Consider the following 15,286-nt stretch of genomic DNA (forward strand, 5'->3'; position numbering starts at 1 on the left):
TCGCAGCAGTTCTAAAAGAAAAAAACTTTTTTGTTTCTCTGCAATAAAAAACGAAGAAAGTATTATGCGTTTTTAATCTAGCTGAAAAAAGGAAGGGAATGATTCTTTTTGTTCAAAAATGAACATTCTTCCTCTATTATATCGCATATCCATATATTTAAATCAATATATACGGCACATATAGCACTATCCTCTTCTTCTCATTGCCATTTTTTATACAGTGTTTCACTGCTTCATTAGTAATTTTGTAAAAAAAAAAGACTCTTGCCAACCTGTCATGTGGGTTAGACAAGTTGGCAAGAGCTTGTAAGCACTTAAAAGGTTGGTTTCGTTTACTTAACCGGACATGTTGTCGGTGAATCATGTAAGCAGTGAATCATCGGCTTAGGCTTCTAAGTCCGGATACATCGGATACGAGCGAGCGTTTGACTTATTTTTTCATGACGCGGGCTTCGCCGTCCGTTACGACCTTGCCGTCCTGATTGGTTACGGTCGTCTTGAAGATAATGCGGTGTTTTGCATCGTCTTTTTCCTTGCATTCTACCGTCGCGGTCAGCGTATCACCGTAGAATACCGGTGCCAGGAAGCTGAGGGACTGATTCATGTAAATCGTGTTCACGCCCGGCAGCTCCGTGCCCAGTACGGCCGAAATCAGGCCTGCCGACAACATACCATGGGCAATGCGCTGTTTGAACATGGAATCCTTAGCGAATTCTTTGTTGATGTGAACGGGGTTGAAGTCCGTCGTTACGCCGGCAAAGGCATATACGTCGAATTCGGAAATCGTCTTCGATACAGATGCTTTATCACCGATCTTAATATCTTCATATTTTACGTCTTTTGCCATTTCTGCATCTCCTCCTTGCTTACCTTACGGATATACTATTACAGTTCCAAACCCATGGGTTTGTCTTCAAAGATACGAGCGTCCATCAGCTTGACGTCTTTGACGATGGGCTTGAAGTCCATGTATGCCAATACGTCTTTTTCGATGTCGATGCCCGGTGCCACTTCGATCAGTTCCAAGCCTTCCGGAGTCAGCTTGAATACGGCGCGTTCCGTGACGTACAGTACGGGCTGTCCTACGGCATTTGCATAGGCGCCGCTGAACGTTACCTGTTCTACCTGATTCAGGAACTTCTTATTCCGGCCTTCGCTCGTGATGACCAGTTTGCCGTCTTTGACTTCTTCCTTCAGGCCGCCGGCTGTGAAGGTGCCGCAGAAGATTACCTTCTTGGAGTTCTGCGTGATGTTGATGAAGCCGCCGCAGCCTGCTACACGGCCATTGAACTTACTTACGTTGATATTGCCGTTGACATCCGATTCAGCCAAGCCGAGGATTGCCAGGTCTACGCCGCCGCCGTCATAGAAGTCAAACTGGTACGGCTGGTCGAGGATAACCGAGGCGTTCGTGGCTGCGCCGAAGCTCAGGCCGCCGGCCGGTACGCCGCCGATAGTGCCTGCTTCTGTCGTCAGTACCATGCTGTCGATGCCTTCTTCAGCGGCAACGATGGAAACGCCTTCAGGCATGCCGATACCGAGGTTTACGACTGCGTCGGGAATCAGTTCCATAGCGCAGCGGCGGGCAATGATCTTGCGGTTGTTCAGTTTCAGCGGAGCTACCGAATCCAGAGGAACTTTTACATCGCCGTTGAATGCCGGGTTGTACGCATAATCCCAAGTCATCATATGGTCAGCTTCGTCAGCTTTTACGACATAGTCGACGATTACGCCGGGGATCTTAACGTCTCTCGGGTCCAGCGTATTCTTGGCTGCTACATCTTTTACCTGAACGATAACGATGCCGCCGCAGGCTTTAGCCGCTTCAGCGATAGCCAAGGCTTCGCCCGTGCCGATTTCGCCGTCCATCGTAACGTTGCCGTCTTCGTCGGCTGTCGTGCCGCGGATGATAGCTACATCAATTTTGTGCGGATGATACCAGAGCCATTCTTCGCCGCCCAATTCAATAACTTCAACGATATCTTCCTTCGTTACATCGTTGATTTTGCCGCCTTCTACACGGGGATCGACGAAGGTACGGAGACCTACTTTGGTAATCGTGCCGGGACGGCGGCCCGCGATGTCGCGGAACCACTGGGAAATCGTACCCTGCGGCAGGTTGTATGCTTCTACCTTATTGTTGTTGATCAATTCGCCGAGACGCGGGGACAAGTTGAAATGACCGCCGATAATGCGTTTCATCAAACCTTCTTCGCCGAGGTGGTTCAGGCCGCGTTCGCCGCTGTCGCCCTGACCAGCCGCATATACGATAGACAAATCCTTCGGCGTGCCGTTGGCTTTAAACGAAGCCTGGATTTCCTTCAATACGGCTTCTGCAAGCAAGCCACCGACAAAACCGCTCGTTGCTAACATGGAACCATCTTTAATCTGCTGAACCGCTTCAGCAGCCGTTACAAATTTTGCCATGATGAGCATCTCCTCCCATTCTATACTTCAACAAACGTCTATATATAAATCGTTTAGTGGAGCCCTGTTACAGAGTAGATAAAGATGATGACGAATACAGTGAAGGTCTTCAATACCGTAATCGCAAAGATATCTTTATACGATTCTTTATGGGTCAGGCCGCAAACTGCGAGCAGTGTGATAACCGCGCCGTTATGGGGCAAGGTATCCAAACCGCCGGAAGCCATGGAGGCGACGCGGTGGAGGATTTCCGGACCCATACCGATAGACTGACCCCAAGCGAGCCAATCCTGAGCCATCAGTTCCAAGGCGATAGCCAAACCGCCAGAAGCGGAGCCTGTAATACCGGCCAGTACCGTTACGCTGACAGCTTCAGATACGAGCGGCGTGCCGCCGATATGGATGCTGATGAGGAAGTTAGCAACTTCAGCGAAGCCCGGAAGCTGGGAGATAACGTTACCATAGCCAACTTCGGATGCCGTGTTCATAATAGCGAGCAGGGAGCCGATAGCACCGGCGTTGAGGATCTTGGACATGCCGTCGACCGTTTTGATTTCGCGCCAGCCGACAACCAAGGCTACCAAAATACCGCTTACGAGAGCGATGATAAGGGACCAGATACTAGCTACGTTCTGAACCTTAGCAGCTACGAGGGGAACGCCCTTCATGGAGTGGAAGGGTTCCAAAATAGCCGGGTTCCATGTAACAAATTCCGTAACTGCGAAGTTGACGACCAATACCGTTACCAGCGGCAGGCAGGCAACATACCAAGGGAACAATCTTGCGTTCGGATCGATAACCGGTTCGTTTGTCGTGTGGTTGCCGTAGCCTTCGCCCTTGGCAATCGCAGCTTTCAAACGATGGGTTACGTAGAAAATACCTAAGCCGTAAATGATAGCCGAACCGATGAAGCCAGCAAGAGGACCGGCATAGAGGTTCGTGCCGAAATATGTCGTCGGAATAACGTTCTGAATCTGCGGAGTGCCCGGCAAGGCGTCCATCGTAGCCGTAAAGGCGCCGAGGGCAATGCAGACCGGGATTAAACGTTTCGGATAATTTGCTTCTTTAAAGAGAGCCGCAGCAAAGGGATATACTGCGAATACAACGACGAACAAGAGAACGCCGCCATAGGTCAGGATCGAACCTGCCAATACGATGGAGAGAACGGCTTTAGCCGGTTCTTTGCCCAAGCCATTGATGATGGCGCTGGCCAAACCGCGGGCCAATCCAGTTTCTTCCATGACTTTACCAAAAATAGCACCTAACATGAATACCGGGAAGTACGATTTGATGTACGTTACAGCCTTGCCCATGAACAATTCGGTGTACGAAGGCATAACGTCAAGGCCAGTCAAGGTAGCCGCCAAGATAGCCATGATTGGAGCCATCATGATAACGGAGAAGCCACGGTATGCAAAGGTCATCAAGCCAATCAAGCTCAGCAGAATAACGAGAATGTTAAAATCCATATGTCTCTCATCTCCTTTACCAATATAAAGTTTTAAAAAGTGAAAACAGTAACAAGTTAAGTCATGACAAATGTACGCTTTACATTTAACGAATGCATTCTATGCTTTCATGATAGCACTTTCTATGAGGCAAAGTAAAACGACGTGTCTTCATTTTTTATATGAAAATCATTCAATAATTCATATTTTCATTCATCTTTCTAGGTTAAACGTTTGATGTTTTGCATATTTGCCTTTTTATGGCAATAAAATAATGAGTTTTTGTCCAATGAATGCAAATAATGCAATCGGACAAAAACTCATTGACAAGTTTATTTTTTTATAAACGTTTGAATCATGTCTAAAAACAGCTGCATCGGCGTGGAAATGAATTTTTCCTTGCGATAGGCCAGCGTCGGAATCCAGGGAAATTCCGGGTCCGTCAAGTGAATCTGCACGACCTTTCCATCGCAGATCTTATCGATGACCGGCTTGGGCAGAATGGTAATCCCGTTGCCGCAGTTTATGGCTTCGATAAGCAAATCCCATTGCCCGCTCTCCATGACGATGTTCGGAGAAAAGCCGGCTTTATGGCAGTTGTTGATAATGCTGTCATGAAGCATGAACGTATTATTCAGCATGTAGAAATCCTCCTGCGCCAGCTGCTTGAAGGAAACCGAATCGTATTCGGCCAGGCGGTGTCCCGGCGGCACGACGCATACGGCTTCGGACTGTAGGAAGGGAATCTGTACGAAGTCGTCATCGACAAAGGGCTGAATCAGGATACCCATATCTACGGCGCCGGCTTTAACCATGGAATAAGCCGTCTGCGCCCCTACTTCGGATATCTGAAGGTTAATGGCCGGATACATGGATTGATATTGATGCAGAATAGAATATACGACCGTAATCGTAACGGGCGGGACGCCTAAGGTCAGGGTTCCTCGCGCCGATTTCAGCAGCGCCGACAACACTTCCGTTTCCGATTTATAATTCGACACGATCTTTACGGCGCCATGATAAAAGATTTCGCCGGCAGAGGTCAATTTAAACTTCTTCGCCGTCCGGTCAATTAATTCCGTATCATAGGCCCTTTCCAGCGAACGAATGGCCTTGCTGATCGTCGACTGGCTGATAAACAACGATTCGGCTGCTTTTGTAAAGCTTTGTTTTTTTTACGGTTTCGATGAAATAGATAAAATGGTCTATATTCATATGTGTGTCTCCTCTCCGACAGGTTTGTCCCGAATCCTTATCTTCTGGTCACATACAAAAACTTTTACGATTTATTAGAAAAAAGGATTTCACGCCCCGATTCCATACTATATTTTTTATTATGTCATACAACAAATAGCGTTTAAAATGAAATTATATCATTATCAGCACGCTTTCAATTCATTTTGTTGCCTTTTCTGGAATTCCATGGAATTATAAATTAAATTTTTCTTTGCTTTTGGCACGACACGATTCTATTCCAAAATATCCGCCTATTTATCAGAAAAAATATAGGCTCAAAAGCCCAAGCCGCCTATTTATCTTCTTAAATATTATAAACACAGCCTGTCGCAAGCAAATCGATATACTTTTTTCATTCTGACCATTCAAAAAAAGAAAGAAATATAATGCTAGCATACTGGGCGTTCTCATACTGCCGCACCACATATATCCACCAGCAGCGCAGCATATTTGTACAAAATTAATATAATATATAGAAAAGATTCACGTACTACAGAACAACGTTACGAACGCCTTATCCCATCTTTCATACAGGCAAAAAGCAGCGTTATTTCTTTATTCGCCGCTATATTCGTCTTTTCCTTCCCTTCATTGCATATCGTTATTGACTAAAGATTCCATACTTCTCCTTATCTATTCCTTGACGTTATTGATTTTTCCATAGTATAATTCTCTCAAGTAATTAAACATGTGATTTTTTTATCAATTGTTTTCTAACTTTGTTTTTTATAATTCTTATAAAGAATTATATTCTCTAATAAATAGTTCTCTATAGGAATTTTGATATAGCAATAATTCTGTATTTTATGCGATTTAAGACAAAAAGGGGAAGGGGAATTTTATGTTATGAAAAAAGTGAAAGTTATCACATCATCTCAAGCAGCCGAATTGGTCAAAGATAACGATACCATAACGTCTATCGGCTTCGTCAGCTGCGCTCATCCCGAGGCTTTGACCAAAGCCTTGGAAAAACGATTTTTAGAAACAGGCTCTCCTAAAAATCTGACGTATATGTACGCCGCATCGCAGGGAAAACGCGATGGCCGCGGCGGTGAACATCTCGCTCACGAAGGGTTGCTGAAGCGTATTATTATCGGCCACTACCAAACGGTACCGGCAATCGGCAAGTTGGCCGTAGAAAACAAAATCGAAGCGTATAACTGCTCTCAAGGCACGTTAGTTCATTGGTTCCGAGCCTTGGCTGGTCATAAAATCGGTGTGTTTACCGATATTGGTCTCGGTACCTTCCTCGATCCTCGTCAAGGCGGCGGCAAGCTCAATGACGTTACAAAGGAAGACATTGTAAAACTGTTGGAAATCGAAGGACAGGAACAGCTTTTCTACCCGACATTCCCAATCAACGTCGCCTTCCTGCGCGGTACATATGCCGACGAATGCGGCAATATTACGATGGAAGAAGAAGTAGCTCCGTTGGAAAATACGTCCGTAGCCCAGGCAGTTCATAACTGCGGCGGTATCGTCGTCGTTCAGGTTAAACAAATTGTCGAACACGGCAACTTGGACCCGCGCCTCGTAAAAATCCCCGGGATTTACGTCGATTACGTCGTAGTCGCCGACGAAGCCGACCATGAACAGGCTTTCGGCTGCGCATACGATCCGACGCTGTGCGGTGAACGTCGCGCCCCCTTAGGCGAAGCCAGCGAAGCGCTTCCTATGAGCGCCAAGAAAATTATCGGTCGCCGCGGCGCCTTGTTCCTGAAGGAAAACGCCATCGTCAATCTCGGCGTAGGCGCACCGGAATATGTCGCTTCCATCGCAGATGAAGAAGGCATCTCCGATACGATTACCTTAACGGTGGAAAACGGAGCCATCGGCGGCGTGCCCCAGGGCGGCGCGCAATTCGGCTCAACGCGAAACGCCGAAGCCATCATCGATCACACCTACCAATTTGATTTCTACGACGGCGGCGGTTTGGATATGGCCTTTTTAGGCTTGGCGCAATGCGATAAAACAGGCAACATCAACGTCAGTAAGTTTGGAACGAACATCGCCGGCTGCGGCGGTTTTCCCGATATTTCCCAGCAGACGCCAAACGTATTCTTCTGCGGTACCTTTACGGCCGGCGGCTTAAAAATCGCCGTAGAAGATGGCAAGGTACACATTGTACAAGAAGGTAAATCAAAGAAGTTTGTCGATGCCGTAGATCAGATTACGTTCAATGGAGCATACGCCGCCCGCCGCGGTCAGCATGTCTTTTACATTACAGAACGATGCGTCTTTGAATTGACCGAAAAAGGGTTAAAACTTATCGAAGTCGCTCCCGGCATTGACGTAGAAAAAGACATCCTCGCCCACATGGACTTTAAACCCATTATCGAAGATTACAAGATCATGGATGCCCGAATTTTCCAGGAGGGTCCGATGGGATTAAAGAATTAATTATTTAAAGATAGTAAGGAGATAATACGTATGAAACCCATGAGATTACACCACGTCGGCATCGTATTGCCGACACTGCAGAAAGCGCACGACTTCATCGAAGCCAACGGCTTGGAAATCGACTATGCCGGCTTCGTCGACGCCTATCACGCCGACTTGATTTTCACCAAAAAGGGCCCTTTCAGCAGCCCTTTGGAAATGATCATCCCTCGCGAAGGTGTCCTGACGAAGTTCAATAACGGCAAAGGCGGCATCGCTCATATCGCCTTTGAAGTCGACGACGTAGAAGCCGTCCGTCAGGAAATGGAAGCTGAATGTCCCGGCTGCATGCTGGAAAAGAAAGCCGTATTAGGCACCGACGATATTATCGTCAACTTCCGCCGCCCCAGCACCAATCAGGGGATTCTCGTCGAATACGTTCAGACGACGGCTCCTATTACGGGCCGCGACGTCAACCCATTTGAATCCTTGGGAGAAGCCGGCAAGCTCAATACATCATGGCATCCCATGCGCCTTCACCACGTGGGCATCGTCCTCCCGACGATGGAAAAAGCCGAAGCCTTTATCAAGGCAAACGGCCTTGAAGTCGATTACGCCGGCTTCGTCGACGCCTACCATGCCGACCTCGTCTTTACGAAGAAGGGCGAATTCAGCACGCCGCTGGAAATGATTATCCCCCGCGAAGGCGTCCTGACGAAATTCAATAACGGTAAAGGCGGCATCGCTCATATCGCCTTTGAAGTCGACGACGTAGAAGCCGTCCGTCAGCATATGGAAAAAGAATGCCCCGGCTGCATGCTGGAAAAGAAAGCCGTATTAGGTACTGACGACATCATCGTCAACTTCCGCCGTCCCAGCACCAATCAGGGTATCCTCGTCGAATACGTTCAGACCATCGCCCCGATCAACCGCAACAATCCTAATCCCTTTGAAAAATAACAACGTAAGCCAGAAAGGATGAAACCCATGTATACTCTTGGAATCGACGTCGGCTCGTCGTCGTCCAAAGCCGTCATTTTAGAAAATGGAAAACACATCATATCCCACGCCGTCGTGGAAATCGGCACGGGGTCGACAGGGCCGGAACGCGTTCTGGAAGACGTCTTCTCCGGCACGGGCCTTGGGCTGGACGACATGACCCATATCATCGCAACGGGCTATGGACGCTTCAACGTCGACTGCGCCAAAGGCGAAGTCAGCGAAATCACCTGCCACGCCAAGGGAGCCCTCTTCGAATGTCCCGGCACGACGACGATTCTGGACATTGGCGGACAGGATGTTAAAGCCATCAAGTTAAATTCCCAAGGCCTGGTCATGCAGTTCGCCATGAACGATAAATGCGCCGCCGGCACGGGCCGCTTCCTCGACGTCATGTCCAAGGTATTGGAAATTCCTATGTCCGACATGGGCGACTGGTACTTTAAATCGAAGCATCCGGCCCCGGTTAGCAGTACCTGCACGGTCTTCGCCGAATCGGAAGTCATTTCCCTGCTGTCTAAAAATGTCCCGAAGGAGGACATCGTCGCCGGCGTCCATCGCTCTATTGCCAGCAAGGCCAGCGCCTTGGTCCGCCGCGTCGGCGTCGGCCCGGACCTTACCATGACCGGCGGCGGTTCTCGCGACGCCGGCGTCGTAGACGCCATATCCAAAGAATTAGGCATTCCCGTCAATGTAGCCCTGCACCCCCAGGTAGTCGGAGCGCTGGGTGCCGCATTGATTGCCTATGATAAAGTCAACAAATAACAAAGGAGAGATACTCATGAGTGAAGTAAAAACAATCGATATCGAAAGCATGAGCGCTAAAGACGCGCTGGGCTACTTCCTGCCCAAGGTCGACGAAGACGCCCGCATCGCCAAAAAAGAAGGCCGCCTCGTCTGCTGGTCCGCTTCCGTAGCGCCGCCTGAATTCTGCACGGCCATGGACATCGCCATCGTCTATCCCGAAACGCACGCCGCCGGCATCGGCGCCCGTCACGGCGCACCGGCTATGCTTGAAGTCGCTGAAAACAAAGGCTACAACCAGGATATCTGTTCGTACTGCCGCGTCAACATGGGCTACATGGAATTGCTGAAACAGCAGGCTATGACAGGCGAAACGCCGGAAGCCCTGAAAAACTCCCCCGCTTCGCCGATCCCCTTGCCGGATGTCATCCTGACCTGCAACAACATCTGCAACACCTTGCTCAAATGGTACGAAAACATGGCAAAGGAACTGAACATTCCCTTAATTACCATCGACGTTCCGTTTAACCACGAATATCCCGTTACCAAACATGCCAAACAGTATATCGTCGGCGAATTCAAGCACGCCATCAAACAGCTCGAAGAATTATGCGGCCGTCCCTTCGACTATGACAAATTCTTCGAAGTACAGAAACAGACACAGCGTTCTATCGCAGCCTGGAACAAAATTGCCACGTATTTGACGTATAAACCGTCTCCGTTAAACGGATTCGACCTGTTCAACTACATGGGCCTAGCCGTAGCAGCTCGTTCGTTGAATTACTCCGAAATCACCTTCAACAAGCTCATCAAAGAATTAGACGCTAAATTAGCCGCCAAAAAATATGCCTTCGGCGAAAACGAAAAGACCCGCGTCACCTGGGAAGGCATCGCCGTATGGATCGCGTTGGGTCATACGTTCAAAGCCTTGAAGAATCAGGGCGCGTTGATGACCGGCTCGGCATATCCCGGCATGTGGGACGTTTCGTATGAACCGGGCAACCTCGAATCCATGGCCGAAGCCTATACCCGCACCTACATTAACTGCTGCCTCGAACGGCGCGGCGAAGTATTGGAAAAAGTCGTCCGCGACGGCCAGTGCGACGGCCTCATCATGCACCAGAACCGCTCCTGCAAGAACATGAGCCTCTTAAACGACGAAGGCGGCAAACGCATCCAGAAGAACCTCGGCGTCCCCTACGTCATTTTCGACGGCGACCAGACGGACCCCCGCAACTTCTCGGAAGCGCAGTTTGACACACGCGTAGAAGCATTATGCGAAATGATGAACGAAAAGAAAGCCAACGAAGGAGGCAATCACTAATGAGCCATATTGATGAACTGATCAGCAAATTTCAAGACGTAGCAAACCATCCGAAAAAAACGGTATTAGAATATAAAAAGAACACCGGCAAAGGCCTCGTCGGCATTATGCCCTACTATGCGCCGGAAGAAATCGTATACGCCGCAGGCTATCTCCCTGTCGGACTCTTCGGGGCACAGAAACCGCAGATTTCCGCAGCCCGCACGTATTTGCCGCCTTTCGCCTGCTCCCTCATGCAGGCCGACATGGAATTGCAGCTCAACGGAACGTACGACTGTCTCGATGCGGTTATCTTCTCCGTTCCCTGCGACACGCTCCGCTGCATGAGCCAGAAATGGCACGGCAAAGCGCCGGTCATCGTATTTACGCATCCGCAGAACCGTAAAATCGACGCCGCCGTCGATTTCCTCAAAGGCGAATACGAACACGTCCGCAGCGAATTGGAACGCATCCTGGGCGTAACCATCAGCGACATGGCTCTCCAGGAAGCAATCAAAGTCTACAACGAAAACCGCCGCGTCATGCGCGAATTCTGCGAAGTCGCCGCCCAGTATCCGCAAATCTTTACGCCGGTAAAACGCCATGACGTCATCAAAGCCCGCTGGTTCATGGATAAAGCCGAACACACAGCCTTAGTCCGTCAGCTTATCGACGCCGTAAAGGCCGAACCGGTACAGCCCTGGAAGGGCAAGAAGATTATTCTGTCGGGCATCATGGCTGAACCGGACGAATTCCTAGACATCTTCAGCGAATTCAACATGGCCGTCGTCGCCGACGATTTGGCTCAGGAATCGCGCCAATACCGCAACGACGTTCCCTCCGGCATCGATCCATTGGAACAGCTTGCTAAATGGTGGCAGGACTTTGACGGCTGCCCCTTGGCTATGAACCCGGACAAACCGCGCGGACAAATGCTTATCGACATGGCGAAAAAATACGACGCCGACGCTGTTGTCGTCTGCTTGATGCGCTTCTGCGACCCCGAAGAATTCGATTATCCTATCTACAAAGTCGAATTTGAAGAAGCAGGACTTCGCTATACTGTTCTCGACGTCGATTTGGAATCTCCGTCCTTGGAACAGATGCGTACCCGTATTCAAGCCTTCTCTGAAATGCTCTAATTCTTTCACATCGTTGTATAACGCCAAGGCTTACGCGCCTTTAAGGAGCCGGCCTTGGCGTTTACATATATTTACTTATTTTATATTTAGGAGGAATTACTACTCATGGATTTTAAGCTCACAGAAATGCAGAAAGACATTGCAAACCTCGCGAAAGATTTCGCTGAAAAGAAATTGGCCCCGACGGTCAAGGAACGCGACGAAAAAGAAGTCTTCGACCGCGCTATCCTCGATGAAATGGGCACCCTCGGCCTGCTCGGCATTCCTTGGGAAGAAGAAAACGGCGGCGTTGGCGCCGACTTCCTCAGCCTGGCCGTTGCCTGCGAAGAAGTCGCTAAAGTCGACCCCTCCATCGCTTTGAGCTTCGAAGTTCACACCATGCTCTGCTCCTGGCCTATCTGGAAGTTCGGCACGGCGGAACAGAAAGAAAAATATTTGAAACCCCTGGCAGAAGGTACGAAGCTCGGCGCTTTCGGCTTGACCGAACCCAACGCCGGCACGGACGCCCTCAATGGCTCCACAACGGCCGTTAAAGAAGGCGACTACTACGTCCTCAACGGCTCCAAGGTCTTCAACACCAACGGCGGCGAAGCCGACGTAACCATCGTATTCGCAGCTACGGATAAATCCAAGGGCGCGAAGGGCATGAGCGCGTTCATCGTCGAAAAAGGCATGGAAGGCTTCACCTACGGCAAAGAAGAAGTGAAAATGGGTATCCGCGCTTCCGTACAGCGTGAGCTCGTGTTCCAGAACGTCAAAGTTCCGGCAGCCAACCTCCTCGGCAAGGAAGGCGAAGGCTTCAAGATCGCTATGATGACCCTTGACGGCGGCCGCGTAGGCGTCGGCGCACAGGCTCTGGGCATTGCAGAAGGCGCGTACAACGAAGCTGTTAAATACGCAAAAGAACGCGTTCAGTTCGGCAAGCCCATCGCTACGAAGCAGGCTATCGCCTTCATGCTTGCTGACATGAAGCTCAAGATTGAAACGGCTCGCCTTGCCGTATACAAAGCTGCCTGGAAGATGGGCCAGCCCGACGTGAAGTCCTACTCCATGGATGCGGCTATCGCTAAGAAATACGCTTCCGACATCGCTATGCAGGTCACGACGGACGCTGTACAGGTCTTCGGCGGCTACGGCTTCACCCGCGAATACCCGGTAGAACGGTACATGCGCGACGCCAAGATCACCCAGATCTACGAAGGCACGAACCAGGTACAGCAGATGATTATTTCCGGCTCTATCCTGCGGTAATCGTACTCTCCACACATACAGAGCTTGCCATTTCTGTTTCCCAAAGCATCTCCCGGCAGTTTCCGCCGAGAGATGCTTTTTTCATTGCCCATACGCCGCCAATGCGCTACAATAACATCAAACCCATTCACGCGATATACGCGAAGGAGGATATAATGATCACTATTGGCAACGCAGCCCTCGACAACGGCATGCCCAAAATCTGCGTCCCCATCGTCGGACGCACTGTCGAAGAATTGATACAGGAATGCCGTTACCTGCAAGATAAACCGTACGACGTCGTCGAACTCCGCATCGACTTCTTAGCAGACGTCACGTCCCTTCCCGCCGTCGGCGAAGCTCTGGCAGCCGTCCGCAGGGAGCTCCCGAACAGCGCCTTCTTGTTTACCTTCCGCACGAAGGAAGAAGGCGGCGAAACGGCCGTCCCGGAAGCCTATTATTTTGAATTAATCCAGTACGCCGTCGCCAGCGGCAAAGTCGACGCCGTCGATGTAGAATACTTCCGCAATCGGGACAGCATCTGCCAGACCCTGGCCGTCGCCAAGGAACACGGCGTCACCGTCGTCATGAGCAACCACGACTTCGAAAAAACGCCGTCTTTCGACGAAATCACGGGCCGTCTCATCGGCATGAAGCAATTGGGCGCCGACGTAGCCAAATTGGCTTGCATGCCGAATTCGGCCAAAGACGTGCTCACCCTCTTATCGGCTACGGAAGCAGTCAAAGCCCAGTACCCGGACGAACCGATTATCACCATGTCCATGGGCAAATTAGGCGTCATCAGCCGTATCAGCGGCGAACTTTTCGGCTCGGCCCTGACCTTCGGCTCAGCCAAAAAAGCGTCCGCTCCCGGCCAGCTGGAAGTCACTGCGTTACAGCAGATTTTACAAATCCTGCATTAGACGCAGTTTCCCAAGTGTTAAACGTACCAAATCAAAAATCCCTCAGACCCGGAAAACATGTCCGCCGTCTAAGGGATTTTCTATTATGCAATTATCGTTTTCGATGGAGCGAGAACCACCGCATCCTGCAAGCTTCGCTGCAAAAGGCCGTCCGTTTGTCCTTCGCCTTCGTTACGGTGACAGTCGTGCCGCAATACCGGCACGTAAAGGTCCGCTGTACTGCACCGGGGGTAATGCGATGCGAACTTCGGGAATGCTTCCAATACAGCCGTTCGCAGTGAGCCGAGCAAAATTTTATTCGCTTATCCTTCGGGTCGATGACTTCGACGAGCATACCGCATTTCAAACAGCGAAATGCGCGGATCACGACGTGCCTTCCCCGCTTTGCCGTTTGATGAACATTTAGCCCGCGGCGATGGGCATACCGCCGGCACGAAGGGCTGCAATATTTCTGCGTGACGCGGTCCGCCGTAAAAGGAGCGCCGCATACGACGCAGGTACGCTGCTGTTTCATCAAAAGGCCCTGTTATACTTTATTGACCCGTACCCGTTCGATCGTCGGATTGCCGTCTTTGTCTTTGGCTATCGTGTCTACGCGGATTAAATCGAGTTCCGGCTTGAATTCCTTGAGCAGGCGCTGTACATCTTCATTCATCGCTACGCCTTTCTGCAGAGCCCGGTATACGAGCGTTGCCAATTCGTAACGAGTCATGGTGCGGTCGCCGCCGAAGGTTCCATCAGGATACCCTTCGATAATTCCCTGCTGGGCCATCTTGTTAACTGTTTCATAAGCCCAGTGGTTTTCCGGCACATCGGGGAATTCCTTAGCAAATTCATTCTGCACTTGCTGCTGCGTACCGACGAGGCTGTTAACTAACGCCGTAAGCTGGGCTACCGTACCTTGGAGGGATTTGATTTCCTTAGCCATCGCGACGCGAGACGTAGAAATATTACCGCCCTGTCCAATCTTAAAGCTGATACCGGCGTTGACCATATTTTCACCCGTGCCAAAAGCCGTGCCTACACTGAACATTGTATCTTCATTGGGACGATAGAATGCACCGACAGCCATAGCGTTTTCGCCGCCATAATTACCGTAACCAGCAGAGAAATTCCATTTATCGTCCGGATCAAAATCAAGGGGATGAAGTGCTGCTAATGCTGCCGCGCTAGCGCCAACCTTGTCGATGCGGCCGTCCATTTGGTCGACACGGCTGTCTAACGAATCAACACGGGTATTCAAATCACCCACAGCTTTATCCAGTTTGCCAATAGAAACAGTTGTATTTTCACCATCAGTTACATAGTTATTAGAGCCATAATTTAAATCCCCAATTTTGCCATGTAATACTTTATCCGCTTCTACGCGCTGCTGCTTTTCATTCGTGATCTGGCTCTGCAGGTCATTGTCTTTGTCTACGCGCTGCTGCTTTTCATTCGTGATCTGGTTCTGCA

Annotated in this window: 13 protein-coding genes and 1 pseudogene; 7 read left to right on the plus strand and 7 right to left on the minus strand. The window is 50.0% G+C overall.

Annotated elements, in window-relative coordinates; genetic code table 11:
- Nucleotides 1-430: 430 nt before the first annotated feature.
- From E0L13_RS10070 to E0L13_RS11975, 5 genes and pseudogenes are all read right to left on the minus strand, one after another.
- On the minus strand, nt 431-847 hold the full coding sequence (locus E0L13_RS10070) for a MaoC family dehydratase (RefSeq protein WP_087478870.1): 417 nt from the start codon (nt 845-847) through the stop codon (nt 431-433).
- Nucleotides 848-885: 38 nt separating this feature from the next.
- Nucleotides 886-2,427: an acyl CoA:acetate/3-ketoacid CoA transferase gene (locus E0L13_RS10075; protein WP_154876904.1), complete on the minus strand. Its 1,542-nt coding sequence runs from the start codon at nt 2,425-2,427 to the stop codon at nt 886-888.
- A gap of 53 nt (nt 2,428-2,480) precedes the next feature.
- Nucleotides 2,481-3,896, minus strand: coding sequence for a GntP family permease (locus tag E0L13_RS10080; RefSeq protein ID WP_107195766.1), 1,416 nt, complete (start codon nt 3,894-3,896; stop codon nt 2,481-2,483).
- Nucleotides 3,897-4,207: 311 nt separating this feature from the next.
- On the minus strand, nt 4,208-4,876 hold the full coding sequence (locus E0L13_RS10085) for a LysR substrate-binding domain-containing protein (protein ID WP_346766176.1): 669 nt from the start codon (nt 4,874-4,876) through the stop codon (nt 4,208-4,210).
- Between the two features lie 39 nt (nt 4,877-4,915).
- Nucleotides 4,916-5,035, minus strand: a pseudogene (locus tag E0L13_RS11975) (LysR family transcriptional regulator); the annotation flags it as partial.
- A gap of 922 nt (nt 5,036-5,957) precedes the next feature.
- Here E0L13_RS11975 and E0L13_RS10090 point away from each other — a divergent pair.
- The 7 genes from E0L13_RS10090 (at nt 5,958) to aroD (ending at nt 13,831) form a co-directional block, all read left to right on the plus strand.
- Nucleotides 5,958-7,511, plus strand: coding sequence for a malonate decarboxylase subunit alpha (locus tag E0L13_RS10090; RefSeq protein WP_087478516.1), 1,554 nt, complete (start codon nt 5,958-5,960; stop codon nt 7,509-7,511).
- A 30-nt stretch (nt 7,512-7,541) separates the two neighbouring features.
- Nucleotides 7,542-8,450 carry a VOC family protein gene (locus E0L13_RS10095; RefSeq protein WP_168062154.1) on the plus strand — a complete coding sequence of 303 codons (909 nt, stop codon included), beginning with the start codon at nt 7,542-7,544 and terminating at the stop codon, nt 8,448-8,450.
- 27 nt (nt 8,451-8,477) lie between these two features.
- The gene (locus E0L13_RS10100) at nt 8,478-9,254 is read left to right on the plus strand and encodes an acyl-CoA dehydratase activase (protein ID WP_168062156.1); all 777 of its coding nucleotides are present in this window, start codon (nt 8,478-8,480) and stop codon (nt 9,252-9,254) included.
- A gap of 16 nt (nt 9,255-9,270) precedes the next feature.
- Nucleotides 9,271-10,557, plus strand: coding sequence for a 2-hydroxyacyl-CoA dehydratase family protein (locus E0L13_RS10105; protein WP_168062157.1), 1,287 nt, complete (start codon nt 9,271-9,273; stop codon nt 10,555-10,557).
- Nucleotides 10,557-11,678, plus strand: a complete 1,122-nt coding sequence (locus E0L13_RS10110; RefSeq protein ID WP_095629973.1) for a 2-hydroxyacyl-CoA dehydratase family protein — start codon at nt 10,557-10,559, stop codon at nt 11,676-11,678. The genes E0L13_RS10105 and E0L13_RS10110 overlap by 1 nt, the downstream gene beginning before the upstream one ends.
- A 105-nt stretch (nt 11,679-11,783) precedes the next feature.
- Nucleotides 11,784-12,929, plus strand: a complete 1,146-nt coding sequence (locus E0L13_RS10115) for an acyl-CoA dehydrogenase (protein ID WP_168062159.1) — start codon at nt 11,784-11,786, stop codon at nt 12,927-12,929.
- A 155-nt stretch (nt 12,930-13,084) separates the two neighbouring features.
- Complete coding sequence (gene aroD / locus E0L13_RS10120; RefSeq protein ID WP_168062161.1) at nt 13,085-13,831, plus strand: type I 3-dehydroquinate dehydratase; 747 nt, start codon at nt 13,085-13,087, stop codon at nt 13,829-13,831.
- A 91-nt stretch (nt 13,832-13,922) separates the two neighbouring features.
- Here aroD and E0L13_RS10125 read toward each other — a convergent pair whose 3' ends face one another.
- Together E0L13_RS10125 and E0L13_RS10130 are read right to left on the minus strand one after the other, a co-directional pair.
- Complete coding sequence (locus E0L13_RS10125) at nt 13,923-14,345, minus strand: hypothetical protein (protein WP_168062163.1); 423 nt, start codon at nt 14,343-14,345, stop codon at nt 13,923-13,925.
- 12 nt (nt 14,346-14,357) lie between these two features.
- The coding region (locus tag E0L13_RS10130; protein WP_168062164.1) for a YadA C-terminal domain-containing protein at nt 14,358-15,286 on the minus strand (929 nt) is incomplete at its 5' end.

Origin of the sequence: Megasphaera sp. SW808 (assembly GCF_012027795.1) — a bacterium.
In the GTDB taxonomy this organism is placed as follows: domain Bacteria; phylum Bacillota; class Negativicutes; order Veillonellales; family Megasphaeraceae; genus Megasphaera; species Megasphaera stantonii.

Excerpts from the sequence above, each read along its gene's own strand:
- E0L13_RS10070 (WP_087478870.1), bottom strand. The coding sequence starts at position 847 with ATGGCAAAAGACGTAAAATATGAAGATATTAAGATCGGTGATAAAGCA.
- E0L13_RS10075 (WP_154876904.1), bottom strand. The coding sequence starts at position 2,427 with ATGGCAAAATTTGTAACGGCTGCTGAAGCGGTTCAGCAGATTAAAGAT.
- E0L13_RS10080 (WP_107195766.1), bottom strand. The coding sequence starts at position 3,896 with ATGGATTTTAACATTCTCGTTATTCTGCTGAGCTTGATTGGCTTGATG.
- E0L13_RS10090 (WP_087478516.1), top strand. The coding sequence starts at position 5,958 with ATGAAAAAAGTGAAAGTTATCACATCATCTCAAGCAGCCGAATTGGTC.
- E0L13_RS10095 (WP_168062154.1), top strand. The coding sequence starts at position 7,542 with ATGAAACCCATGAGATTACACCACGTCGGCATCGTATTGCCGACACTG.
- E0L13_RS10100 (WP_168062156.1), top strand. The coding sequence starts at position 8,478 with ATGTATACTCTTGGAATCGACGTCGGCTCGTCGTCGTCCAAAGCCGTC.
- E0L13_RS10105 (WP_168062157.1), top strand. The coding sequence starts at position 9,271 with ATGAGTGAAGTAAAAACAATCGATATCGAAAGCATGAGCGCTAAAGAC.
- E0L13_RS10110 (WP_095629973.1), top strand. The coding sequence starts at position 10,557 with ATGAGCCATATTGATGAACTGATCAGCAAATTTCAAGACGTAGCAAAC.
- E0L13_RS10115 (WP_168062159.1), top strand. The coding sequence starts at position 11,784 with ATGGATTTTAAGCTCACAGAAATGCAGAAAGACATTGCAAACCTCGCG.
- aroD (WP_168062161.1), top strand. The coding sequence starts at position 13,085 with ATGATCACTATTGGCAACGCAGCCCTCGACAACGGCATGCCCAAAATC.
- E0L13_RS10125 (WP_168062163.1), bottom strand. The coding sequence starts at position 14,345 with ATGAAACAGCAGCGTACCTGCGTCGTATGCGGCGCTCCTTTTACGGCG.